Below are 21,847 nucleotides of genomic sequence, written 5' to 3'. Positions count from 1 at the left end.
GAGAGGACGTCATGCGCGAGGAGTGGTACTACCGTCGCGGTCACTGGGTCCGGAAGCCCAACCGCAGCCGGAGCGACGGCAACAGCCCGTGGATCGCCCTGGCCGTCGTCGCGGTGCTCGTCTGGGGAATGCTGAACAGCTGCCTGAACGACGACGCCTCCGACGAGCCCGCCCCGAAGCCCCCCGCATCCTCCACGGCACTCCGGTGACCCGCCGCGCACCACGGAGGCGGCTTCGGCCACGTACCTCCGGCGAGACCACGGCAGCCCTGATCGCGCTCGTGGCCGTCGTGCTCGTCCTCCGGAGCCTGCTGCGCCTTCTCGCCGGACTCGGACCGTACCTCTGGCCGGCCCTCCTGGCCGTGGCCGGCTGCGGGTCGGCCGCGGGCGTGGCCCGCGCGGCCCGGCGTCGCGCCGAGCGCAGGGAGGGGGCGCGACGTCTACAGCAGCTGCGGTTGCCGCTGCACGAAGTGGACGCCCTGTCACCGGACCGGTTCGAGCTGGCCATACGGGATTTGATGATCCGTGACGGCATCAGGGCACGGCACGTCGGCCGCCGGGGCGACCAGGCGGCCGACGTGATCGGGCGGGCCCCGGACGGGAAGGTGATCGTCGCCCAGTGCAAGCACACCATGTTCGGAGGCAGGGTCGGATCGCACGTGATGTACGAGGTCAACGGCACTGCCACGCCCGTGCACGGCGCGGATGTCGCCGTCGTCGTGACCAACGGCGGCTTCACGCGCGACGCCCGCCTCTGGGGCGACCGCAACGGCGTGCACTGGGTCGACCGGGACCGCCTGCGTGCCTGGGCGGAGGAGGGGAGGACCTTGCACCAGGTGCTGGGGCTGGGACGTACCGGACCCTGACGTACCGTTTTTTGGGCCGGGCCTCGGTCCGTCACTAGGATCCTCGGATGATCATCACAAAACGGCTGGCGGCGGGCGCGTGCGCCCTGCTCGCCGCCCTGGCCGGGGGCATCGTGCCGGCGAGCGCCGCCGACGGGCCTCCGAAGAATTCGCCCAAGGTCGAGCTGGTGCTGGACGTCAGCGGCTCGATGCGGGCCCGGGACGTGGACGGCGAGTCGCGGATGGCGGCCGCGCAGCAGGCGTTCAACGAGGTCATCGACGCGGTGCCGGACGGGGTGCGGCTCGGTATCCGGACGCTCGGGGCCGACTACGCGGGGGACGACAAGGAGACCGGCTGCCGCGACAGCAAGCAGCTCTACCGCGTCGGCAAGGTGGACCGGACCGAGGCCAAGGCCGCCGTGGCGACGCTGCGGCCGACCGGGTGGACGCCGATCGGGTACGCGCTGCGGGGCGCGGACCAGGATCTGGGGACGGACGGCGGGACGCGCCGCATCGTTCTGATCACCGACGGCGAGGACTCCTGCGGCCTGCCCGATCCCTGTGACGTGGCGCGCGAACTCGCCGCCAAGGGCACGCACTTGACCGTCGACACCCTGGGCCTGACTCAGGACGACAAGACGCGCGAGCAGCTCAGCTGCATCGCCGAGGCCACCGGCGGCACGTACACCACCGTGCGGCACCGCAAGGAGCTCTCGGGCCGCATCAAGCAGCTCGTGCGCCGGGCCGAGACGCCCGTCGAGACGCCCAGGCCCACCCAGGGCGCGAGCGAGTGCGCGAAGGCGCCCGAGATCGGTGCCGGCGTCTGGACCGACCGGGAGACGTTCGCCGAGCACCGTTGGTACCGCGTCAAGGTCAAGCCGGGGCAGGAGCTGCGCGCCTCGGTGAGCGTGGGCGCCGACCGTGCCGTCGACCGTGACTACGGGGTGCTGGTGCGCGCCGTGGGCGGGGGCGGACAGGAACTCGTCCGCGGGTCGGACGCCTCCAGCGGGCGTACGGACGTGATGGCGTCGGGGCTTCGCCTTCCGGTGTGGAAGGCGAAGAAGGACGACAAGGAGCCCAGGGACGTATGCCTGGAGGTCTCCAACTCCTTCTCCGCGCCCCCTTCCGTCAAGCGGGATCCGGGCCTGCCCGTCGAGCTCGCCGTCGATCTGGTGGACGCCCCCGACAACCCCTCCGACCTCGCCGCCTTCGGCCTCGGCCGGGGCTGGGTGCTGCTGGTCGTACTGGGCGTGACCGGGTTGCTCGCGGGGCTCCTGTGGGGCTGGCTGGCCCGCTGGCGCGTCGCGGTGTGGAGGGAGAACTGATGCGTGCACAGCGAATGCGCCGGACCGTGACGGCCGGACTGCTCGCCGGGGCGGCCCTGTTCGTCCCGGCCTCCGCCGCCACCGCCGACGACGGTGACGCGCCCACCGAGGCCGGCACCGCCTTCCGCACCGCCGTGGCGATCGAGCAGGGCCGCAAGGCCACCGCCGACGCGTCCACCGGCGACTACCTCTACTGGCAGTTCCCGGCCGGTGCCGGGCAGAAGGCCACGGCCAAGGCCACGGTGACCCTGCCCGAGACGTCCGCGCGGCACGGCTCCGCCACCTGGCAGCTCGACGTCTTCGACGGGCTGCGCCGGCGCCAGGCCTGTACGTCCGGCGAGCAGACCAAGCGGGCCTCGCAGCAGGACGCATCGGTGACCCTGACCTGCACCCTGCGGACCGTACGCCCGTGGTCGGAGCGGTGGGCCAACGACCCGCTGCCCGGCGCGTACTACATCCGGCTGACCGTCGTCGACGCCCCCGAGAAGGACCTGGGGCTGCCGGTGAAGGCCGAGGTCGAGGCGACCGCCGAGGACATGGGCGGGGAGCGCGCCGAAGGCGGCGAGCTGGGCGCGCCGCTGCACGCGGCGGCCGTCGCCGAGCCGGAGGGCGGCTGGAACGGCAGCTGGTTCACGTCCCGCTGGGCGTGGACCGTGGGCGGTGCCGTCCTCGGCGCGCTCGCGGCGATCGGCGGCTACACCCTCACCCGCCACCCCCGCCGCCGCTAGCCGGCGGGAGCACGGCGGCACCCCCGGGCCCCGGGGGTGCCGCCGTCGTGCGTTCAGGGGGCCGCGGGCGGATCGCCTTCGACGGCCCGCAGGTACAGCTCCAGCAGGTCCTCGTTGAAGTACGAGCTGTAGGAGATGTCCGGGGTGTCGCCGCCGGTGTGGTAGCCGCCGATGACGCCGATCAGTGCGTACCCGCCGGGCCCGCGCACCAGGAACGGGCCGCCCGAGGTGCCGCCGATGTAGCCCGCGCAGGCGATCTCCAGGAAGTCGCCCGGCGCGGCCGGATCCGTACTGGTGTAGCGGTGCGTGGAGGAGCTGCAGTCGAGCGGCTTGGGGTGGGTGGCGTCGCTGCCGCCCGGATAGCCGATCAGCCGTACGTCCTCGTGCCTGTAGCCCGGGCGGATCGCCAGGTCGAAGCCGCCGACGGCGCGCTGGACCTTCGTGCCGTCCGCGCGCGGCCCGAGCCGGACGACCGTGTAGTCCCAGCGTGCGCCGCCGTCCGTGCCCAGGTCGTAGTACCGCTGGTCGATGTAGATGAGCTCGACCGGGAAGACGCCGTGCGGCTTGAGGCCGTCGTGGTACTGCGGGACGAACGACAGCCGCTTCTTCGGGTCGGGCGAGCGCAGGCAGTGGGCGGCGCCGACGACGAGATCGCGGTGCGGGCTGCGGATCACGGTGCCGCCGCAGAAGCGGCCCTGGTTCTGGCCGTCGGTCCAGAAGAACGTGCCCACTTGGGGGAGGCCGTCGAAGGGGTGGCTCGGCGGTACGGGCTCGTCGGCGGCCGCCGGCGCGGCGGTCCGCCGGGCGTCGGCGGCGGGGCGCGCGGCCCGCATGCGCTCGGGGGTCCAGTAGGCATCGCTGGAGACGGCGGCCGAGGCGGCCGGGCCGGCCGAGGGGGTCGAGGCGGCCATGGCGGCGGGCGTCGGCAAGGCGGCGGCCGCCACCGTCAGCAAGGTGACGAGGACGGCGGTGGGGCCCCGGCGTATGGCGAAGGGTCTGCGACGCATGAACGATTCCTCCCGGTGCGGAACGGCACGTACGAGGTGAGCGTGTCATCGTCCTACGAGCGGCCGGGGTACGGCGAGTGGCCGACGCGACAGGATTCACCACAACGCCGGACAGTGCTGTCAGAGGCGGCCGGTAGCCTGTGCGCAACAGTGAGTTGGGTTGTCCGGGCTGTCCGGCCCGCAGGGTGGGGAGTGGGATGATGGTCGATCCGGTTTCTCTCGACGCGATCACGACCGCGGTGACGGCGGCCGCCGGCTCCGTCGGCACGGAAGCGGGACGTCAGGTCTGGGGTTCGCTCGTCGACTTCACGCGGCGCGCCTTCGGACGAAGCCGGGAGGACGACGCCGCGGCCGCGCCGCTGCCGCTCGACCCCGGCAATGAGCAGGAGGTCCAGGCGCTGGCCGCCCTGCTGTTCGGCCGCATATTCCAGGACGAGACGCTGACGGCGGAGTACCGCCGGTGGGAGGAGCTGGCGAGGACGACGAACGTGTCCGTCACCCACACCACCGTCACCAACACGGTGTCCGGCAACGCCAGCGTCGGCACGCTCTACCAGGGTCACACCATCTCCGTGAAGCCCTGACGAGCGGAAGCTTCTCCCGCAACGACCACGGCGGCCCCGGCACCACAGAAGCCGGGGCCGCCGTATCAAGTGCGCCCCGTCGTACCCACCGTGGACGAGCGGTCTGCGGTCCGGACCTTCTCAACTCCCGGTTAAGTCCTTCACCGGCTCGTAACCACGGGCGGACTAGTGCTCGGCATTCATCCCGTGACAGGATGCCTCTCGCGGCTGGAAAGCACTTAACTGGCCGTGAAAGACCTAGAAGCCGTGTCGCGAAGAAGGCTCGAAGGAACGGGGCAGATGGCAGCCGGGGGGGACAGGACGGCCGGTGACGCGGGCAGCCCGCTCGCGCAGCGGCTCAACTACCTGTTCGCGAACATGCACCCGCCCGGCGCCCCCTACACCAACGGGCATGTGGCCGAGGAGATCAGCCAGGGGGAGGAGTACGGCGACGTCAGCCTCACCGAGCAGTATCTGTCGATGCTGCGCAACGGCAAGCGCGCCAACCCCAGCCCCGACGTCCTGCGGGCACTGGCGAAGTTCTTCGCCGTGCCGGTGGGCTATCTGATGGGCGACCTGTCCGCCTCACAGGCGGAACGGGTGGAGGAGGAGGTCCGCTTCCTCGTCGCCATGAGGGATCAGCGCGTCCGGGCGATCGCCCTGCGTTCGGTGGGTCTGCCGCCGGAGGTGCAGGACAGCCTGACCACGATCATCTCGCAGTTCCGGCAGCAGATGAACCTTCCGTCCGACCCGCCCGACGCGGGTGGTGAGGAGCGCCCGTGACCGTCATCGCGGAGGACCGGCTCTTCACTTACTGGCGGCGTAGCGAGGACGAGGACGGTGCAAGCATGCGGGTGGGGCGCATACGCCGGCGCTGCAAGCAGCTCATCGCTGAGCTCGCGCTGCCCGCGACCACCGATCTGCAGGGCCTGTGCGACGCCGTCGCCCGGCGCGTCGGCCGGCCCATCCACCTGGTGCCGATGAGCCTGGACGGCGTCGTCTCGGGCATGACGGCCACCACCGACGACGCGTACTGGGTCGTCTACGAACAGAAGACCTCGCCCTGGCACCAGGTCCACATCGTGCTGCACGAGATCGGCCACCTGCTGCTGGGGCACGACCAGGACCCCGCCGTCACCGAGGACGCCCTCAAGGTGTGGACGCCGTCGGTCGACGTGGCCACCGCCATGCGGCGCATGGGCCTGACCATGGGCCTGGCGCGCCACCACTGCTACGACAACCTCACCGAGCGCGAGACGGAGATCCTGGGCACCCTCCTCATGGCGAAGGTGGTGCCCCCTCCGCCGGGCCAGGAACTGCCCCTGGAGGGCCACGCCGCCGAGCTCGCCGCATCGCTCGGCCCGGCCCTGCAGCACGTACGCCGCGGGCTGCGCCGCGAAGAAGGCGCGGCCGACGGGACGGCGGGGGGCGAGGCCGGTGTTTGACGTCCTCTACCTGGCGTTCAGCGCCGTCGCCTGGGCCATCGTCGGCTACAAGGCCCGTGCCTGGTTCCGCGACCGCGGCAACACGGACCTGGGGCTGACCGCCCTGATGACCTCCGGCGTCCCGATCGTCTTCCTGTTCTCCGCGCCCAGCGTCTACCGCGCCTTCGACCGCCTGACCGGCGTGGCGAACCTGGCGATGGTCTTCCTGTACTCGGCCGTCGTGCTGTTCGCGTCGGGCGCGAGCGTGCTGCTGCTGCGCTGGACCAGCAGGGGCGACGAGGCGGCCCACGCCCGCGCGGCCGCCCGGTCCCGGTGGGCCGTGGGCGTGCTCGCGGTCACCTGGGCCACGGCGATCGTCTGCTTCGCCGTCGGACGGCCCGACGACGTGGAGCACCCCCGCGACTTCAGCACCGCCTACGCCGACGCCCCCGGCGTGGTGGCCTTCCTGGTGCTGTACCTGGCCATCTTCGGCACCAGCCTGGCCGGCCTGGGCACCCTGTGCCCGCGCTACGCCGCCCAGCTGGGCCGCTCCTGGCTCGCCAAGGGGCTGCGGACGCTGGCCGCCGGCTGCTGGCTGGGCCTGGTGTACTGCGCCTGCAAGCTGGCCGGCTTCGTCCTGACCTGGGCCGGCCATGACGTGTACTGGCTCTCCAACGGGGTGGCGCCGATGAGCGCTTCGGTGGCCGCGCTGCTGGTCCTGCTGGGGTTCTCGCTGCCCGCCGTCGGTCCCCGGGCGGCCGCCTGGCGCCGGCTGCGCCGGCTCGGCCCGCTGTGGCGCGAGGTCACCGCACACGCCCCGGAGGTCACCATCGGGGAGTCCCGCTGGACGAACCGCTGGCCCTTCGCGGACCTGGAGTGGCGGGCCAACCGGCAGATGGCGGAGATCCGCGACATCCAGCGCGGCGTCCGGCGCCATGTCGAGCCCGCCGCCCTGGAGATCGCCCGGCGCAAGGCCGAGGAGGCCTCCCTCGACGAGCACCGGCTCGCCGCCGTGGTGGAGGCCGCGGCCCTGCGCCGGGGCCTGGCCAACCAGCAGACCGGACACGTGCCGACGCCCCACGCCGACAGCGTGGTGATGACCGTCAGCGCCGATCCGGCCGAGGAACACGAGCACTTGGCGCGCGTCGCCGACGTCTACCACGATCCGATGGTGGACGCCGTGCTCGCCGAGTTGAGAGAGGCGAGCGCGGCACGCCGTCCCTGACGGCGCGCGACCCATGGACGAGGCGGCCCTGGACGGGGGTCAAGGCCGCCTGCGACACAGGCCGGCGCCGGATCCGTACGGATCGACGATCCGTACGGATCCGGCGCCGCCAGTGCCGACGATCCGCCCGGAACCGGACCTCAGGTCCCCTCTAGAGTCGGGTGACATGCAGCCCATCGATGTCAACGCGCTGATCGACGACCCGTACGGCACGTACGACAAGCTCCGCGAGGCCGGGCCCGTGCACCGCGTCACCGGCCCGGACGGCAAGCCGGCCTGGCTGGTGACCCGTTACGAGGACGTCCGCAAGGGCCTCGCCGACCCGCGGCTCTCCCTCGACAAGCGCAACGCCCTTCCCGGCAACTACAGCGGCTTCTCGCTGCCCCCGGCGCTGGACGCCAATCTGCTGAACATGGACCCGCCCGACCACACCCGGGTGCGCCGCCTGGTGGTGAAGGCGTTCACGCCCGGCCGGGTGGACAGGCTCCGCGCGCCGGTGCGCCGGGTCGCCGACGAACTCCTGGACGCCGTCGAGGCCGACGGGCGGACGGATCTGCTCGCCACCTATGCGGGGCCGCTGCCGATCATCGTCATCTGCGATCTGCTCGGCATCCCGCAGCGCGACCGGCGCGACTTCCGGGTCTGGACCGACGCCCTGATCACCCCGGACCGTGAGCGGCCGCACCTGATGAAGGAAGCCGTCGCCAGCATGATGCGCTTCTTCACCGGGCTCATCGAGAGCAAGCGGGCCGAGCCCGCCGACGATCTGCTCTCGGACCTGATCGCCGTGGAGGACGGCGGGGACACGCTGTCCCGGGACGAGCTGACCTCGCTGGCCTTCCTCATCCTCTTCGCCGGCTACGAGAACACCGTCCACCTCATCGCCAACGCCGTCCTCGCCCTGCTGGACCACCCCGCGCACCTGCGCGAGCTGCGAAAGAATCCGGACGGTCTCGAGGCGGCCGTGGAGGAGCTCAGCCGGTGGGACGGGCCGGCTCCGCTGGCGATCCGCCGCTTCCCGCTGGAGGACATGGAGATCGGCGGAGTGACGGTACCGGCCGGCGAGACCGTGCTGCTGTCCGTGGCCTCCGCCAACCGCGACCCGCGTCACTTCCCCCATGCGGACCGCCTGGACCTGCGGCGGGAGCGGTCGGGCCAGCTGGCGCTGGGCCATGGCATCCACTACTGCCTGGGCGCGCCGCTGGCCCGGCTGGAGATGGAGACGGCGCTCGCCGCGCTGCTGGAGCGCTTCGAAAACCTGGAACTCGATGTTCCGAGAGAGTCGCTGAGGTGGCGTCCCACCATCAGGGCGCGTGGCCTGATTTCGCTCCCGGTCCGCTGGTAATCGACAAGCCGAACAGGTTTTTGATGCATAACCCATCCTTGATGAGGTAGAACTGTCCTCGAGCCCGCCCGGTGTGCATCCCCCGTCGCACCGGGCGGGCCTTCGGCGTTCCGGCCCACCTCACCCGCTGCCGGGCGGGAACTTCAGCAGGACCACCGCCGCCAGCATCTGGACGCTCACGGACGCCGCGGCCCGATGGGTCGGCAGATGGTGCTGTCCGCGGATCAGCAGGGTGGCCAGGGCGCAGCCGAACGCCGCGGTCACCGAGGCGGCGGCGCGCACCGGCATCGAGCTCGCCGGCAGCCAGGTGTCGAGCGCCAGCCGGGGCAGGTCGCTGGCCCAGAAGATGACGACGAACAGGCTCGCGGTGGGCGCGAACCTGCCGTTGCCGCCCAGACGGCGGGCGATGGCGTGGGTGGCGGCGCCCAGCAGCAGGCTGGCCAGCATCATCACCGCGGAGCCGATGGCCATCGCCTCCAGCGCCAGCACGGGACTGACCCCCCACTGCCCCCAGAAGGAGTCCTTGGCCAGCGTCCCGAGCGCCCCGCACAGCAGGGAGACGAACGCGGCCGCCCCCCACACGCTCCGGTCCCGCGCCTCGTCGAGGACTTCGACGGGCCGGTACCAGAGCCCGAATATCAGGCGGTGCCACAGCAGCTTGCGCGGCTTGGCGGTGGGAACGGGCGGGGGCGGGGCAGTGGTCACGGGCATGGGTGCCGTTTTATCACCGTTCGGCCGGACCACCGGAGTCCGGTCCAGGGGTCCGGGGACGGCGGACGCCCCGTCAGGCCGGGGTGGGCTCCTTGGTGTCGGGGTCGGCATCGGGATCGCCTCCGGGGCCCGTGCCGGGTACCGCGGCGTCGTGGTGGGCATCGGGGTCGGGGGCGTTCAGGAATTCCTCGCTGATCTCCCGCGGCCCGAACGGCCAGACCTTCTCGTACCTCGCCCAGAGCACGAAAGCCACACAGCCCGCCGCGACCCAGGCCAGCGACCACTCGATCGGGTGCCGTCCGGGGGAGTTCTCGTCCGCGTAGCCGTAGATGACCAGCCAGCCCGTCAGGGCCACCAGGCTCGGCAGCGGATACAGCCACACCCGGTACGGCCTGCGCAGCCCCGGCTGGCGCCGCCGCAGCACGGTCAGCGCCAGCACCTGGGCCAGGGCCTGCACGATCACCATCACGGCGGTCAGCAGGGAGATGAGCGTCGCCAGATCCGTATGACGACCGATCAGGAAGCCGACGGCGGTCAGCAGGCCCATCGTCGCCAGCCCCAGCACCGGGAAGCCATGACGCGGATGGAGCTTGGCGTACGGGCGGAAGAAGACCTTCTCGCAGGCGGCGTCGTACGGCGCCCGCGAGCCGCCCAGCAGGCCGGTGAAGACCGAGGCGACGGCCGTGACGAGGATCAGCACCGTGACGGTGTTCGCGGCGCCCTTGCCCCAGGCCTCCTCCAGCACGGCGGAGGCGACGGACGAGTGGGCCGTCGAGGCGGGGTCGAGCATCTGCCGCCAGTCGATCACGCCCAGCGTGCCGATCTGCAGCAGGAGGTAGATGCCCATGATGCCGAGGATCGAGTAGACGATCGCGCGCGGCATCGTGCGCCCCGGGTTCTTGATCTCCGCGCCCAGGTAGGCGACGGTGTTGTAGCCCATGTAGTCGTAGATGCCGATGGTCAGGCCCGCGGCGAAGCCGATCCAGAACTGATGGCTGCTCAGCTCGAAGGCGTCGCCCGGGTAGGTGAAGGCCCGGTCGGGGCTGAAGTGGGTGAAGGCGGCCACGATGACGAGCGCGACCGAGGCGAGCATGACGCACCACAGCACGGCCGTGATCCGTGCGATGTGGTCGACGCGCCGCCACAGCATCGTGATGATGAGGGCGATGACGGCCAACCCCGTGAGGTCGCCCGCCGTCTGCCCCATGCCCGGCCACAGATAGCCCAGGTACTGCACGAAGCCGATGATCCCCGTGGACATGCCGATGGGGATGAAGAGCATCGCCGTCCAGACGAACAGGAACGGCACCAGCTTGCCCGTCCGGTACTGGAACGCCTGCCGCAGATACACGTAGCTGCCGCCGGCTCTGGGCATCGCGGCCCCCAGCTCCGCCCAGATCAGGCCGTCCGCCAGGGCCAGGACCGCGCCGGCGACGAAGCCGATGACGGCCTGCGGCCCGCCGAAGGAGGCCACCATCAGCGGGATCGTCACGAAGGGCCCGATGCCGCACATCTGGCTCATGTTGATGGTCGTGGCCTGGAACAGTCCGATACGGCGCACGAAACCGTCCCGCTGCCCCGGCACCGCCGCCTTTTCGGGCCCGCGTTCCGCGCCTGTTGCCGAATCCGTCATGGCGTCAGCCCCTTCGCCCCGTGATTAGGTCCACTGCACTCGTACACCGGCCCGCCGGACGCGTCCATCACCTGCGGAGTGTCGGCGACTCTGGTGCCGCGGACGACGGACAGTCAAGATCTGTGCACGAAGCGCATCAACGCATCACCCGAGAAGAGACGTGAGGATGACAGTGCACGGAGGAAGAGTGGCCGTGGTGGGCGGCAGCATCGCGGGCTGCGCCGCCGCGCTCGCGGCGGCCCGCGCCGGCGCCGACGAGGTCGTGGTCTACGAGCGGACGCCCGGCGGGCTCCAGGACCGGGGCGTGGGCCTCGCCGTCCGCGACGAGCGCTACCGCGAACTGGAGGCGGCCGGCTACGTCGACGCCGCCATGCCCTGGGTGCGGCTGACCACCCGCACCTGGCTCACCCGGGACGGCGGCGACCGCGCCGGCCGCCGGCTGGGGGAGCTGCCGTTCCCGTTCCGCTCGTACAACTGGGGCTCGCTGTGGCGGGAGTTACGGGCCCGCGTCCCCGCGTCCGTCGACTACCGGCAGGGCGCCACCGTCGAGCAGGTCGTCCCCGAGCCCGACGGGGTCGGGCTGCGCCTGGCCGACGGGCGCGAGGAGCGCTTCGACCTGGTCGTCGGCGCGGACGGCTACCGCTCGGCCGTACGGGCGGCCACCCGAGCCGCCACCGTGCCCGTCTACGCCGGCTATCTGGCCTGGCGCGGCACCGTGCCCGCCGATGCGCTGCCCGGCCCGCGCACCGCATGGGCCGAGGACGAGGCGGCGACCGTCACCTTCCCCGGCGGCCACATGATCGCCTACCGCATTCCCGGCGCCCACGGCGTCGGCACCTTCGCCAACTGGGTCTTCTACACCGCCCCGCCGCCCTCCGCCGCCCCCGCGCTGCGGGAGGCGACGAGCCTGCCGCCCGGCACGGTGACCGACGAGCTGATGGCACACCACGCGGCGGTGGTCGAGCGGCACTTCCCGCCGTACTGGCAGGAGTTCGTCCGCCTCACGCCCAGGGAGCGGACCTTCGTCCAGCCCCTCTACGACCTCGCCGTGCCGCACTACGGCGAGGGCCGGCTCGTCCTCGCCGGCGACGCGGCCGCCGTCACCCGCCCCCACACCGGCAGCGGCGCGGTCAAGGCCCTCCAGGACGCCACGGTGCTGGAACGCGCTCTGCGCTCGGCCACGAGCTGGGACGAGGCGGTACGGGCCTACGACGCCGAGCGCTCGGCCGCGGGCCTGGCCGTCGTCGAGCTCGCCCGCCGGCTGGGCCGGGCACAGGTGGAGGCCACGCCCGACTGGGCGGCCATGGACCAGGGCGCGCTCGAACAGTGGTGGCGCGAGGCGGCCGACGGGGAGCGGGTCTTCGGAGGCCAGGAGTTAAAGTGGCCCGGCCGTGGTGTTCGGGAAGACCGGTGACGGACCCTCGTGGTCCCATTCCGGAGCGGCCCTCGCCACTGTGATCGGGGAGTGACCGTCCCATTCCGCGCGCCCACGGGCGCGCGGAGCCACTGGCCGCAGCCGGCTGCCGGGAAGGCGGGGGCGGGCGCGAACGGACCCGTAAGCCAGGAGACCGGCCACGGCATCTCGAAATGATCCACGAGGTGCTGGAGCGTTCACCCCACGATGACTGCGTTTCCCGAGTTCCCCGACTCCCCCGATTCCCCCGCCGGCCCCGCGCCCGCCTTCCGCTGGCGCCGCCAGGACACCCTGCGCACCGCGGGCCTGCTGGCCGTCATAGCCGCCCTGCACGTCGTCGCCTTCGGCGTGCTCTTCCTGATGGTCGTGCCGAACCACTACACCGTCGACTCCAAGGTCTTCGGCGTCGGCCTCGGCGTCACCGCCTACACCCTCGGCATGCGGCACGCCTTCGACGCCGACCACATAGCCGCCATCGACAACACCACCCGCAAGCTGATGGCCGACGGCAAACGCCCGGTCTCCGTCGGCTTCTGGTTCGCCCTCGGCCACTCCAGCGTCGTCGTCCTGATGGCCCTGCTGGTGGCCGGCGGCACCCAGCTGGCCGGGACGCTGATGAACGAGGAGTCCACCACCCACCAGACGCTCGGCGTCATCGGCACGACCGTCTCCGGCGGCTTCCTCTACCTGATCGCCGCCCTCAACCTCGTCGCCCTCGCCGGCATCCTGCGCATCTTCCGCGCCATGCGCGAGGGCCGTTACGACGAGACCGAGCTGGAGAAGCACCTCGACTCGCGCGGCTTCATGAACCGCGTCCTCGGCCGCTTCACCCGCTCCATCACCCGCCCCGGGCAGATGTACCCGCTGGGCTTCCTCTTCGGCCTCGGCTTCGACACGGCCACCGAGGTCACGCTGATGGTCATGGCCGGCAGCGGCGCCGCCGCCGGGCTGCCCTGGTACGCGATCCTGTGCCTGCCGCTGCTGTTCGCCGCCGGCATGAGCCTGTTCGACACGCTCGACGGCACCTTCATGAACTTCGCCTACCAGTGGGCGTTCTCCAACCCCGTCCGCAAGGTCTACTACAACCTCACCATCACCGGGCTGTCCATCGCGGTCGCCTTCCTCATCGGCACCATCGAACTGGTCGGCGTCCTGCACGAGAAGCTCGGCCTCGACGACGCGGTGACCGGCTGGATCGCCGGACTCGACCTGGACAACGTCGGGTTCGTCATCGTCGGGCTGTTCGTGGTGGTGTGGGCCGTCGCGCTCGCCTACTGGCGCCTGGCCAAGGTCGAACAGCGCTGGGCGGCCCGTACGGTCACGGCCCCGGCCACGCCCGCCGCCGTCACCGACCCGTGAGCCGGGCGCGCCCGGACGGCCTGCGGGTCAGGGGCGCGCACACCCCTTGCCCGCGCACTCCTTGCGCGCGCTGATGACGGGCCGGCCGTTGCCCGCGGACTCCTCCCGCACCACCACCCGGGTCGGCCCGCCGCACGTCAGACATGTCCGTGAGGAGGGGTCCCGCTCCCGGTCGATCGCCGCGGCGATCCTGTGCAAAGGGCCCGCGGCGGTATCGGTGTCGGACATGGGCCATCCCGTTCGCTTCACGGTCGTCGCACTGCCAGAGGGCTGCATCGTGACGCACACCCCCTGATCACGTCAGCGCCTTGGGCTCCGATCACCCTCCACGGGGTGCGGCGGCGCCCGCGCTGACGCCGTCGGCCCGCCCCTACGGGCGGGCCGACGGCAGCGTCACCTCGAAGCGGCAGCCGCCCGGGACGTTGCGGACCGTCGCCCGGCCCGCATGCGCCTCGACGATGCCGCGGACGATCGCCAGCCCCAGGCCCGCGCCGCCGTGCCCGTGGGCCTCGGGGGTACGCGCCGCCGAACCGCGCCAGCCCGTGTCGAAGACACGCGGCAGGTCCTCCTCCGGGATGCCCCCGCACTCGTCGGTCACCGACACCACGACCGTGCCGGCCGCCCGCCGCGCGGCGACCGCCACCGTGCCGTCGGCGGGGGTGCGGCGGATGGCGTTGACCAGCAGGTTCCCCAGGACCCGGGTCATCTCCTTGCCGTCGACCTCGACCGGGACGGCGTCGACCTCCCCGCCCACCAGACGCACGCCGTGCTCGCGCGCCAGCGGCCCGGCGCCGGCCAGCGCGTCGCCGACCAGGTCGTACACCGACATGCGGCTCGGCTGCAGCGGCAGCGCCCCCGCGTGGATGCGCGAGAGCTCGAAGAGGTCGCCGACCAGGGCGTTGAGCCGGTCCACCTCGGTGCGGATCTGACGGAAGTAGCGCCCGGGGTCCTCGGCCACGCCGTCCTCCAGCGCCTCCGACATCGCGCGCAGCCCCGCCAGCGGGGTCCGCAGGTCGTGCGAGATCCAGGCGACCAGCTCGCGCCGGGACGCGTCGAGGGCGCGTTCGCGCTCCCGCGACGCCGCGAGCCTGGCACTGGTCGCCGCCAGCTCCCGGCCCAGCTCGGCCAGTTCCGCCGTGGCCCCGCCGTCCGGGGCGGCGAAGCCGCCCTCGTCGAAGGAACGGGCCGCCCGGGTCAGGGCGGCGCTGCGCGCCACCACCCAGCGGCCCAGGAGCAGCGCCGTGGCGAGGGAGACCACGGCGGCCATCGCGCACACCGTCGTCACGACGGTCAGGTCGTGCGAGGACAGGAACATCGCCCACGCGACGGCCAGCGTCCCGGCCAGCATCGCGGTCACCGGGACCGCGGCCACCACGGTCAGGGACACCGCGACCGACCGGTGGCGCAGGGCCCGCAGCGCGAGGGCCCCCAACAGCCCGGCGGCGACCGCGCCGAGCAGGGCGTAGAGGGCGATGAGCGCGACGTCACGCACGGCCGGGCCCCCCGTCCGGCCCCGGGGCGGCGAAGCGGTAACCGACGCCCCAGACCGTCTGGATCAGCCTCGGCCGCGCCGGGTCGTCCTCGACCTTGCCGCGCAGCCGCCGCACATGGACGGTCACGGTGGACAGGTCGCCGAACTCCCAGCCCCACACTTCCCGCATCAGCTCCTCACGGGCGCAGGCCCGGCCGGGGTGGCGCAGCAGGAACGCCAGGAGGTCGAACTCGCGGACCGTGAGGGCGATTTCGGCGCCCTCCTTGGTGACGCGCCGGTCCACGGGGTCCAGCGTCAGGCCCCCCGCGCGCAGCGGCGGCGTACCCGCCGGGCCGGGCGCACCCGCGGCGTGGGCGCGGCGCAGGACCGACCGCACCCGCAGGACGAGCTCGCGGGGGCTGAAGGGCTTGGTGACGTAGTCGTCCGCACCGACCTCGAGGCCGAGGATGCGGTCCTCCTCCTCGCCACGGGCCGTCAGCATGATCACGGGGAGGGCGCCGTGGTCGCGGCGCAGCGCGTGGCACACCGCGAAGCCGTCCATGCCGCCGGGGAGCATGAGGTCGAGGACGACGAGATCGGGGCGGACGACGGCGGCCGCCGCCAGGGCGGCGGGGCCGTCCGCCGCGCGGGCGGTGGTGAAGCCGGCGCGGGTGAGGTAGCCCGCCACGATCTCGGCGACGGTGGGGTCGTCGTCCACGACGAGGACGTGGGCGGGTGGCGTGTCGTGCATGCCCCCAGGGTGGCACCCCGGAGGGCCTTTCCCCGATCCCGCCCTTTCACCGTTTCTTGTCCTCAATCGCCGGACGGGCTCGATTTTCCGCCGGTTCCGGGCAACAAATTCAGCCCGTCCGGCGATTGAGGACCGGGGTCTGGGCCGGAGCCCCAGTTACGGGAAGGGGCGGGGTGGGGAATGATCAACCCCATGCACGACCCCTACGTCCGCGTGCGCGGCGCCCGCGAGCACAACCTCAAGGCCGTCGACGTCGACATCCCCCGCGACGCCCTCGTCGTCTTCACCGGAGTCTCCGGCTCCGGCAAGTCCTCCCTCGCCTTCGGCACCGTCTACGCCGAGGCCCAGCGCCGCTACTTCGAGTCCGTCGCCCCCTACGCGCGCCGCCTCATCCACCAGGTCGGCGCCCCCAAGGTGGACGAGGTCAGCGGGCTGCCGCCCGCCGTGGCGCTGGAGCAGCGGCGGTCCGCGCCGACCTCGCGCTCCTCCGTCGGCACCGTCACCACACTCTCCAACTCGCTGCGCATGCTCTACTCCCGCGCCGGCACCTACCCCGAAGGGGCCGCACGGCTGGACTCCGACGCCTTCTCGCCCAACACCGCCACCGGGGCCTGCCCGGAGTGCCACGGCCAGGGGCGCGTCCACCGGGTCACCGAGGACTCGCTGGTCCCCGACCCGTCGCTGTCCATCCGCGAGGGAGCCGTCGCCGCCTGGCCGGGCGCGTGGCAGGGCAAGAACCTGCGGGACATCCTCGACACGCTCGGGTACGACATCGACCGGCCCTGGCGGGAGCTGCCGCGGGCGGACCGCGAGTGGATCCTCTTCACCGACGAGCAGCCCGTCGTCACCGTGCACCCCGTACGGGACGCCGAGCGCATCCAACGCCCCTACAAGGGCACGTACATGAGCGCCCGCCGCTACGTGCTGCACACCTACGCGGACTCCAAGAGCGCCGCCCTGCGGGCCCGTGCCGAGCGGCACCTGGTCAGCGGGGCGTGCCCGGTGTGCGACGGGCGGCGGCTGCGGCCCGAGGCGCTGGCCGTCACGTTCGCCGGGCGGGACATCGCCGCGCTCGCCGCGCTGCCGCTGGACGCCCTGGCGCGGACGCTGCGCCCCGTGCGGGACGGCGAGGGGGTCGCCGCGGCGCTCGCCCGGGACCTGGTCGCCCGCATCGAGGTGCTCACCGAGCTCGGCCTGGGCTACCTCAGCATCGACCGCCCCACCCCGACCCTGTCGGCCGGCGAGCTGCAGCGGCTGCGGCTCGCCACCCAGCTGCGGTCCGGCCTCTTCGGCGTCGTCTACGTCCTGGACGAGCCTTCAGCCGGTCTCCATCCGGCCGACAGCGCCGCCCTGCTGACGGTCCTGGACCGGCTCAAGGCGGCCGGGAACTCGCTGTTCGTCGTCGAGCACCACATGGACGTCGTCCGCCGCGCCGACTGGATCGTGGATGTGGGGCCCGCGGCGGGCGAGCACGGCGGGCGGGTGCTCTACAGCGGGCCGGTGGACGGGCTGGCCGAGGTGGCCGCCTCCGCGACGCGCCGGTTCGTCTTCCCCGACGGGGCCGGGCCCCGGGCCCGTACGCCCCGCGAGCCCTCGGGCGTCCTGGCGCTGCGTGGTGTCACCCGGCACAACCTCCGCGACCTCGACGTGGACGTCCCGCTCGGGGTCTTCACCGCCGTCACCGGGGTCTCCGGCTCGGGCAAGTCGACGCTGGTGGGGGAGGCGCTGGCGGAGACCGTCGCCGCGCACCTGGAGGGACGGCAGCCGGAGGTGAAGGCCGAGGGGCTCGCGGCCGTCGACCGGCTCGTGCGCGTCGACCAGAAGCCGATCGGCCGTACGCCGCGCTCCAACCTGGCCACCTACACCGGCCTGTTCGACGCCGTGCGCAAGGTCTTCGCCGCGACCGACGAGGCCCGCGCCCGGGGCTACGGTGCCGGCCGCTTCTCCTTCAACGTGGTCGCCGGGCGCTGCGAGGTCTGCCAGGGCGAGGGGTTCGTCGCCGTCGAGCTGTTGTTCCTGCCCGGTACGTACGCCCCTTGCACCGCCTGCGGGGGAGCGCGCTACAACCCCGAGACGCTGGAGATCGCCTACCGGGGTGCGAGCATCGCCGACGTCCTCGACATGACCGTCGACGCGGCCGCCGCCTTCCTCGCCGACGTGCCCGCCGCACGGCGCGGCCTGCGCACACTGCAAGACGTGGGCCTGGGCTACCTGCGGCTGGGGCAGCCCGCCACCGAGCTGTCCGGCGGGGAGGCGCAGCGCATCAAGCTCGCCACCGAGCTGCAGCGCACCCACCGCGGACACACCCTGTACGTGCTGGACGAGCCCACGACCGGGCTGCACCCGGCCGACACCGAGGTGCTGCTGCGCCAGCTGCACGGTCTGGTCGAGGCGGGCAACACCGTGGTGGTCGTCGAGCACGACATGGCCGTCGTGGCGGGCGCGGACCGGGTCCTGGACCTGGGGCCGGGCGGCGGCGCGGAGGGCGGCCGGGTGGTCGCCGCGGGCACGCCGCAGGAGGTGGCGCGGTCAAAGGCGAGCGTGACGGCGCCCTATCTGGCCGAGGCCCTGCGGGCGTAGCCACGCGCTCTGGACGGAGTGCACCCCTTCTGGTTACGTCATGGTCACGTGTTCGACCGGGATCGACGTGTGGGGGCGGAGCAAGACCATGGCCCATGTCCTGATCATCGGCGGCGGCATCGCCGGACCCGTGACCGCGATGGCCCTGCACAGGGCCGGCATCGACGCGACCGTCTACGAGGCGTTCCCGGCCGGCGCGGACGACGCCGGCGCCTTCCTCACCCTCTTCGCCAACGGGCTCGCCGCCCTGCGGGCCATCGACGCCGACGGGCCCGTGCGCGAGGCCTCCCGCGGCGCGGAGACGGTGGAGTTCATCAGCGACACCGGCCGGCTGCTGGGCCGGCGGCCCCTGGCGGGCTCCTGGGACCCGGGGCTCGGCCCGCGCACCCTCCGGCGCTCCGTGCTCTGCCGCACCCTGCGCACCGAGGCCGCCCGCCGGGGCGTGCGCGTCGAGCACGGCAAGCGCCTCGTCGACCTCACCGTCCGCCCCGGCGGCACGGTCGTGGCCCGCTTCGCGGACGGCACCCGCGCCGAGGGCACCGCGGTCGTCGGCGCCGACGGCCTGCGCTCGCGCACCCGCGCCCTCCTCGATCCGGCCGCGCCCCCGCCCCGGCACACGGGCCAGCTCACCGTCTGCGGCCGCACCCGCGCCGCGCACGCCCCCGTCCCGGACCGCACGTACCGCATGTACTACGGGCAGCGGGCCTTCTTCGGCTGCACGAGGGCACCGGACGGGACCACCTACTGGTTCGCCAACATGCCCGGCGCCGAGCTCCCGCGGGCCGTCCTCGCCGCCACCACCCCCGCCCAGTGGCGCCGCCGCGTCGCCGAGGCCTTCGCCGACGACCGCACGCCCGCCGCCGCGATCGCCGCCGCCACCGGCGACGACATCGTCGGCATCAACGCCTACGACATCCCCACCACACCCGTATGGCACGACGCCCACACCGTCCTCGTCGGCGACGCCGCCCACGCCACCGCCCCCAACGCCGCCCAGGGCGCGTCCCTGGCCATCGAGGACGGCGTCGTCCTCGCCCGCTGCCTGCGCGACCTGCCCGGCAACGAGCCGGCGTTCGAGGCGTACGAGGGGCTGCGGCGCGAGCGCGTCGAGCGGGTCGTGGCCCTGAGCGGTGCCATGGCCGGGCGCGCCCCCGGTACGGAGCAGGAGCGGCGGGCCCGCGACGCGGAGGTCGAGCGCCGCATGGCCGAGGACCCCCGCGCGCGCATGGACTGGCTCACCGGCTACCGCATCGACTGGGCCGCCCCCGTCCACTGAGTTGCCGCTCCCGCCCGCTCCGGCAGACTTGGACCATGCCGGAACTGCCGGAGGTCGAGGCCCTCACCGAGTTCCTGGCCGAACGCCTCGTCGGCCGCAGGATCGAGCGCGTGCTGCCCGCCGCGGTGAGCGTCCTCAAGACCTACGACCCGCCGCTGAGCGACCTGGAGGGGCGCGCGGTCACGGCCGTGCGACGGCACGGCAAGTTCCTCGACGTGGTCACCGACGACGGCCCCCACCTGGTCTTCCACCTCGCCCGCGCGGGCTGGACGCGCTGGCACGACAGCCTTCCCGAAACACCCCCGCGCCCGGGCAAGAGCCCTCTCGCGCTTCGGGTGAGGCTGGCCGGCGGCGACGGCTTCGACCTCACCGAGGCCGGCACCCAGAAGCGGCTCGCGGTGTACTGCGCCCGTGACCCCTCCGACGTGCCGGGCATCGCCCGCCTGGGCCCCGACCCCCTCGCACCGGAGTTCACCCTCGAGGCGTTCGCCGCCCTGCTGCGCGGCGAGCGCCGGCAGCTCAAGGGCGTCCTGCGCGACCAGAGCGTCATCGCCGGCATCGGCAACGCCTACTCCGACGAGATCCTGCACGCCGCGCGCATGTCGCCGTTCAAGCTCGCGGCGAGCCTGACGGACGAGGAGACCGCCGCCCTCCACCAGGCCCTGGGCACCACCTTGCGGGAGGCCGTCGAGCGCTCGCGCGGGCACGCCGCCGCCGAGCTGAAGGCCGAGAAGAAGAGCGGCATGCGGGTCCACGGCCGTACCGGGCAGCCCTGCCCGGTCTGCGGCGACACCATCCGCGAGGTCTCCTTCAGCGACTCCTCCCTGCAGTACTGCCCCACCTGCCAGACGGGCGGCAAGCCGCTGGCCGACCGGCGGTTGTCGCGGCTGCTGAAGTAGGCCGCTCTCACACCAGGGCCAGGGCCGTCAGCGCGGCCGACACCAGCGCGGTGACCGCGGCGGACCGGCCGAGGCCGACGCGGCGCGCGGAGCGGGCCGCTTCGGCCAGCAACTGGGCCACGATCGCGAAGGCCGTGGCCGCGGCGAGCCCGAATCCGCGCATGCCGGCCGCCTCGGCCCGGTCCACCTGCCGGTGCTGCTCGGCCAGCATCGTGCGCCACTGGCGCGGTTCCGTCCGCAGCGCCGCCGACGTGGCTCCGTCGACGCGGTCGGCCGGTTCCGCGGGCCGGCCCATGTAGTGCGCCGTACGGGCCATGAGGCCGGCGGCCTTCGTCTCGGCCACGGCCACGGCCTGCTCGTGCGCGGCGTCCTGGGAGCCCCCGGCCTTAAGGGCGGCCGACAGGCGTGCGGATGCCTGGAGGTCCGCCGCGAGCGCGGTCTGCAGGCTCGCGGTGAGGAACGCCGTCCGCTGGCCGCTCACCTCGACGGCCGTGGAGATCCCGGCGGCCCGGCGCGCCGCCTCGGCCTGGGCGCGCTGCTCGTCGCAGGCCGCCACCATCTGGCCGAAGGGCAGCGCCAGGAGGAGCGCGGCCAGGAACAGCCGGAAGCGTGCGACGCGCCGGTCGTCGCCGGGCGGGGCGGTGGCCGGCTGCGGGAGGAGTTCGGGCCTGCGCAGCACCCGGGGGGCCGGTGGCGGCGCGGGCGGGCGACGCCAACGCACGGGCCGCAGGACGTTCGCGGCCGCCGCGGCCAGGAGGAGGACCGTGACCGCCACCCACACCGAGATCCGCCCCCACAGGGCCCACCGGTCCCCCTCGCGCAGCGTGGCGTCCGGGTCGATGGCGTACAGCGCGGGCGAGCGCTTCTGCAGGTCGGCCAGCCGGCGCGGGACGTCGTAGCCGAGCTCGCGGTGGACGTAGGCGTCGTCGCCGAGGGACCCGGCGGTGGCGCGGGAGGCGAGCGCGCTCTGGGCGGCGAGGGCGTACTCGGACGCGGCCAGCCGCCCCCGGTCCTCCAGGGGCCGCAGGGCGTCGGCCCGTATTCGCGCGGCCGCCGCCCGGAACGCGCCCGGCGCCTCGTCGCCGTAGACGTGGCGGACGTCCTCCCGCACCGCCGCCTGGCGCTTGAGCTCCTCCCGCACCGCGTCCTGATAGGCACCGCCGGCCCCGCTGAACTGCCAGGTGGCCGACAGCGTGGCCAGGGCCACCACGACCAGCACCGCGATCTGCAGCCGGATCCGTACGCTGAACCGGCTCCCGCCGGTCACGAGCGAGCCGACGTCGCATGACGGG

Annotated in this window: 21 protein-coding genes and 1 riboswitch; of the genes, 14 read left to right on the top strand and 7 right to left on the bottom strand. The window is 73.4% G+C overall.

Annotated elements, in window-relative coordinates:
* Positions 1–11: 11 nt before the first annotated feature.
* The 4 genes from AB0G59_RS23905 to AB0G59_RS23890 all read left to right on the top strand — a co-directional run bounded on the left by AB0G59_RS23905 (position 12) and on the right by AB0G59_RS23890 (position 2,897).
* Complete coding sequence (locus tag AB0G59_RS23905; protein ID WP_360915047.1) at positions 12–209, top strand: hypothetical protein; 198 nt, start codon at positions 12–14, stop codon at positions 207–209.
* 71 nt (positions 210–280) lie between these two features.
* Positions 281–865: a restriction endonuclease gene (locus AB0G59_RS23900; protein ID WP_360915044.1), complete on the top strand. Its 585-nt coding sequence runs from the start codon at positions 281–283 to the stop codon at positions 863–865.
* A 47-nt stretch (positions 866–912) separates the two neighbouring features.
* Positions 913–2,169, top strand: coding sequence for a VWA domain-containing protein (locus tag AB0G59_RS23895; protein WP_360915041.1), 1,257 nt, complete (start codon positions 913–915; stop codon positions 2,167–2,169).
* Positions 2,169–2,897: a hypothetical protein gene (locus AB0G59_RS23890; RefSeq protein ID WP_360915038.1), complete on the top strand. Its 729-nt coding sequence runs from the start codon at positions 2,169–2,171 to the stop codon at positions 2,895–2,897. The genes AB0G59_RS23895 and AB0G59_RS23890 overlap by 1 nt, the downstream gene beginning before the upstream one ends.
* A 53-nt stretch (positions 2,898–2,950) precedes the next feature.
* Here AB0G59_RS23890 and AB0G59_RS23885 read toward each other — a convergent pair whose 3' ends face one another.
* On the bottom strand, positions 2,951–3,904 hold the full coding sequence (locus AB0G59_RS23885) for a trypsin-like serine protease (protein WP_360915035.1): 954 nt from the start codon (positions 3,902–3,904) through the stop codon (positions 2,951–2,953).
* 197 nt (positions 3,905–4,101) lie between these two features.
* Here AB0G59_RS23885 and AB0G59_RS23880 point away from each other — a divergent pair, with 197 nt between their 5' ends.
* The 5 genes from AB0G59_RS23880 to AB0G59_RS23860 all read left to right on the top strand — a co-directional run bounded on the left by AB0G59_RS23880 (position 4,102) and on the right by AB0G59_RS23860 (position 8,461).
* A complete protein-coding gene (locus AB0G59_RS23880; RefSeq protein ID WP_360915032.1) occupies positions 4,102–4,488 on the top strand; it encodes a hypothetical protein in 387 nt (128 codons plus the stop codon).
* Between the two features lie 279 nt (positions 4,489–4,767).
* On the top strand, positions 4,768–5,250 hold the full coding sequence (locus AB0G59_RS23875) for a helix-turn-helix transcriptional regulator (protein WP_360915029.1): 483 nt from the start codon (positions 4,768–4,770) through the stop codon (positions 5,248–5,250).
* The gene (locus AB0G59_RS23870) at positions 5,247–5,912 is read left to right on the top strand and encodes a hypothetical protein (RefSeq protein WP_360915026.1); all 666 of its coding nucleotides are present in this window, start codon (positions 5,247–5,249) and stop codon (positions 5,910–5,912) included. The genes AB0G59_RS23875 and AB0G59_RS23870 overlap by 4 nt, the downstream gene beginning before the upstream one ends.
* Complete coding sequence (locus AB0G59_RS23865; RefSeq protein WP_360915023.1) at positions 5,905–7,116, top strand: MAB_1171c family putative transporter; 1,212 nt, start codon at positions 5,905–5,907, stop codon at positions 7,114–7,116. The genes AB0G59_RS23870 and AB0G59_RS23865 overlap by 8 nt, the downstream gene beginning before the upstream one ends.
* Positions 7,117–7,282: 166 nt before the next feature.
* Positions 7,283–8,461, top strand: coding sequence for a cytochrome P450 (locus AB0G59_RS23860; protein WP_360915020.1), 1,179 nt, complete (start codon positions 7,283–7,285; stop codon positions 8,459–8,461).
* Positions 8,462–8,581: 120 nt separating this feature from the next.
* Here AB0G59_RS23860 and AB0G59_RS23855 read toward each other — a convergent pair whose 3' ends face one another.
* Positions 8,582–9,172 (bottom strand): YIP1 family protein, encoded by a 591-nt coding sequence (locus tag AB0G59_RS23855; protein WP_071965774.1) that lies wholly within the window; start codon positions 9,170–9,172, stop codon positions 8,582–8,584.
* 73 nt (positions 9,173–9,245) lie between these two features.
* On the bottom strand, positions 9,246–10,805 hold the full coding sequence (locus AB0G59_RS23850) for an APC family permease (protein ID WP_360915016.1): 1,560 nt from the start codon (positions 10,803–10,805) through the stop codon (positions 9,246–9,248).
* Positions 10,806–10,971: 166 nt separating this feature from the next.
* Here AB0G59_RS23850 and AB0G59_RS23845 point away from each other — a divergent pair, with 166 nt between their 5' ends.
* Together AB0G59_RS23845 and AB0G59_RS23840 are read left to right on the top strand one after the other, a co-directional pair.
* Positions 10,972–12,219: an FAD-dependent monooxygenase gene (locus tag AB0G59_RS23845; RefSeq protein WP_360915013.1), complete on the top strand. Its 1,248-nt coding sequence runs from the start codon at positions 10,972–10,974 to the stop codon at positions 12,217–12,219.
* Positions 12,181–12,397: riboswitch (cobalamin riboswitch) on the top strand. (Overlaps the previous gene by 39 nt.)
* Before the next feature lie 29 nt (positions 12,398–12,426).
* Positions 12,427–13,578, top strand: coding sequence for a HoxN/HupN/NixA family nickel/cobalt transporter (locus AB0G59_RS23840; RefSeq protein ID WP_360915010.1), 1,152 nt, complete (start codon positions 12,427–12,429; stop codon positions 13,576–13,578).
* Between the two features lie 27 nt (positions 13,579–13,605).
* Here the strand turns inward: AB0G59_RS23840 and AB0G59_RS23835 are convergent, their stop codons facing one another.
* The 3 genes from AB0G59_RS23835 to AB0G59_RS23825 form a co-directional block, all read right to left on the bottom strand.
* The gene (locus AB0G59_RS23835) at positions 13,606–13,806 is read right to left on the bottom strand and encodes a hypothetical protein (protein WP_360915007.1); all 201 of its coding nucleotides are present in this window, start codon (positions 13,804–13,806) and stop codon (positions 13,606–13,608) included.
* A 142-nt stretch (positions 13,807–13,948) separates the two neighbouring features.
* Entirely contained in the window at positions 13,949–15,070 is a 1,122-nt protein-coding gene (locus AB0G59_RS23830; RefSeq protein ID WP_360915004.1) for a HAMP domain-containing sensor histidine kinase, read from the bottom strand.
* A complete protein-coding gene (locus AB0G59_RS23825) occupies positions 15,063–15,800 on the bottom strand; it encodes a response regulator transcription factor (protein WP_360915001.1) in 738 nt (245 codons plus the stop codon). Before AB0G59_RS23825 ends, AB0G59_RS23830 begins: the two co-directional genes overlap by 8 nt.
* A gap of 180 nt (positions 15,801–15,980) precedes the next feature.
* On the opposite strand from AB0G59_RS23825, the gene AB0G59_RS23820 reads away from it, so the two are divergent.
* The 3 genes from AB0G59_RS23820 to AB0G59_RS23810 all read left to right on the top strand — a co-directional run bounded on the left by AB0G59_RS23820 (position 15,981) and on the right by AB0G59_RS23810 (position 20,555).
* Positions 15,981–18,380, top strand: coding sequence for an excinuclease ABC subunit UvrA (locus AB0G59_RS23820; protein ID WP_360914998.1), 2,400 nt, complete (start codon positions 15,981–15,983; stop codon positions 18,378–18,380).
* Between the two features lie 88 nt (positions 18,381–18,468).
* Positions 18,469–19,656 (top strand): FAD-dependent monooxygenase, encoded by a 1,188-nt coding sequence (locus AB0G59_RS23815; protein ID WP_360914995.1) that lies wholly within the window; start codon positions 18,469–18,471, stop codon positions 19,654–19,656.
* Between the two features lie 35 nt (positions 19,657–19,691).
* Positions 19,692–20,555, top strand: coding sequence for a DNA-formamidopyrimidine glycosylase family protein (locus AB0G59_RS23810; RefSeq protein ID WP_360914992.1), 864 nt, complete (start codon positions 19,692–19,694; stop codon positions 20,553–20,555).
* A 7-nt stretch (positions 20,556–20,562) separates the two neighbouring features.
* On the opposite strand, the gene AB0G59_RS23805 is transcribed toward AB0G59_RS23810, so the two are convergent.
* A complete protein-coding gene (locus AB0G59_RS23805; protein ID WP_360914989.1) occupies positions 20,563–21,822 on the bottom strand; it encodes a hypothetical protein in 1,260 nt (419 codons plus the stop codon).
* Positions 21,823–21,847: the final 25 nt, after the last annotated feature.

Source organism: Streptomyces sp. NPDC021096, from assembly GCF_040641275.1.
GTDB lineage: Bacteria > Actinomycetota > Actinomycetes > Streptomycetales > Streptomycetaceae > Streptomyces.
Note: the sequence above shows the minus strand (reverse complement) of the source record. Positions and strands in the feature narration are given on the sequence as shown.

Excerpts from the sequence above, each read along its gene's own strand:
- AB0G59_RS23905 (WP_360915047.1), top strand. The coding sequence starts at position 12 with ATGCGCGAGGAGTGGTACTACCGTCGCGGTCACTGGGTCCGGAAGCCC.
- AB0G59_RS23895 (WP_360915041.1), top strand. The coding sequence starts at position 913 with ATGATCATCACAAAACGGCTGGCGGCGGGCGCGTGCGCCCTGCTCGCC.
- AB0G59_RS23890 (WP_360915038.1), top strand. The coding sequence starts at position 2,169 with ATGCGTGCACAGCGAATGCGCCGGACCGTGACGGCCGGACTGCTCGCC.
- AB0G59_RS23885 (WP_360915035.1), bottom strand. The coding sequence starts at position 3,904 with ATGCGTCGCAGACCCTTCGCCATACGCCGGGGCCCCACCGCCGTCCTC.
- AB0G59_RS23880 (WP_360915032.1), top strand. The coding sequence starts at position 4,102 with ATGATGGTCGATCCGGTTTCTCTCGACGCGATCACGACCGCGGTGACG.
- AB0G59_RS23875 (WP_360915029.1), top strand. The coding sequence starts at position 4,768 with ATGGCAGCCGGGGGGGACAGGACGGCCGGTGACGCGGGCAGCCCGCTC.
- AB0G59_RS23860 (WP_360915020.1), top strand. The coding sequence starts at position 7,283 with ATGCAGCCCATCGATGTCAACGCGCTGATCGACGACCCGTACGGCACG.
- AB0G59_RS23855 (WP_071965774.1), bottom strand. The coding sequence starts at position 9,172 with ATGCCCGTGACCACTGCCCCGCCCCCGCCCGTTCCCACCGCCAAGCCG.
- AB0G59_RS23850 (WP_360915016.1), bottom strand. The coding sequence starts at position 10,805 with ATGACGGATTCGGCAACAGGCGCGGAACGCGGGCCCGAAAAGGCGGCG.
- AB0G59_RS23845 (WP_360915013.1), top strand. The coding sequence starts at position 10,972 with ATGACAGTGCACGGAGGAAGAGTGGCCGTGGTGGGCGGCAGCATCGCG.
- AB0G59_RS23840 (WP_360915010.1), top strand. The coding sequence starts at position 12,427 with ATGACTGCGTTTCCCGAGTTCCCCGACTCCCCCGATTCCCCCGCCGGC.
- AB0G59_RS23835 (WP_360915007.1), bottom strand. The coding sequence starts at position 13,806 with ATGTCCGACACCGATACCGCCGCGGGCCCTTTGCACAGGATCGCCGCG.
- AB0G59_RS23825 (WP_360915001.1), bottom strand. The coding sequence starts at position 15,800 with ATGCACGACACGCCACCCGCCCACGTCCTCGTCGTGGACGACGACCCC.
- AB0G59_RS23820 (WP_360914998.1), top strand. The coding sequence starts at position 15,981 with ATGATCAACCCCATGCACGACCCCTACGTCCGCGTGCGCGGCGCCCGC.
- AB0G59_RS23815 (WP_360914995.1), top strand. The coding sequence starts at position 18,469 with ATGGCCCATGTCCTGATCATCGGCGGCGGCATCGCCGGACCCGTGACC.
- AB0G59_RS23810 (WP_360914992.1), top strand. The coding sequence starts at position 19,692 with ATGCCGGAACTGCCGGAGGTCGAGGCCCTCACCGAGTTCCTGGCCGAA.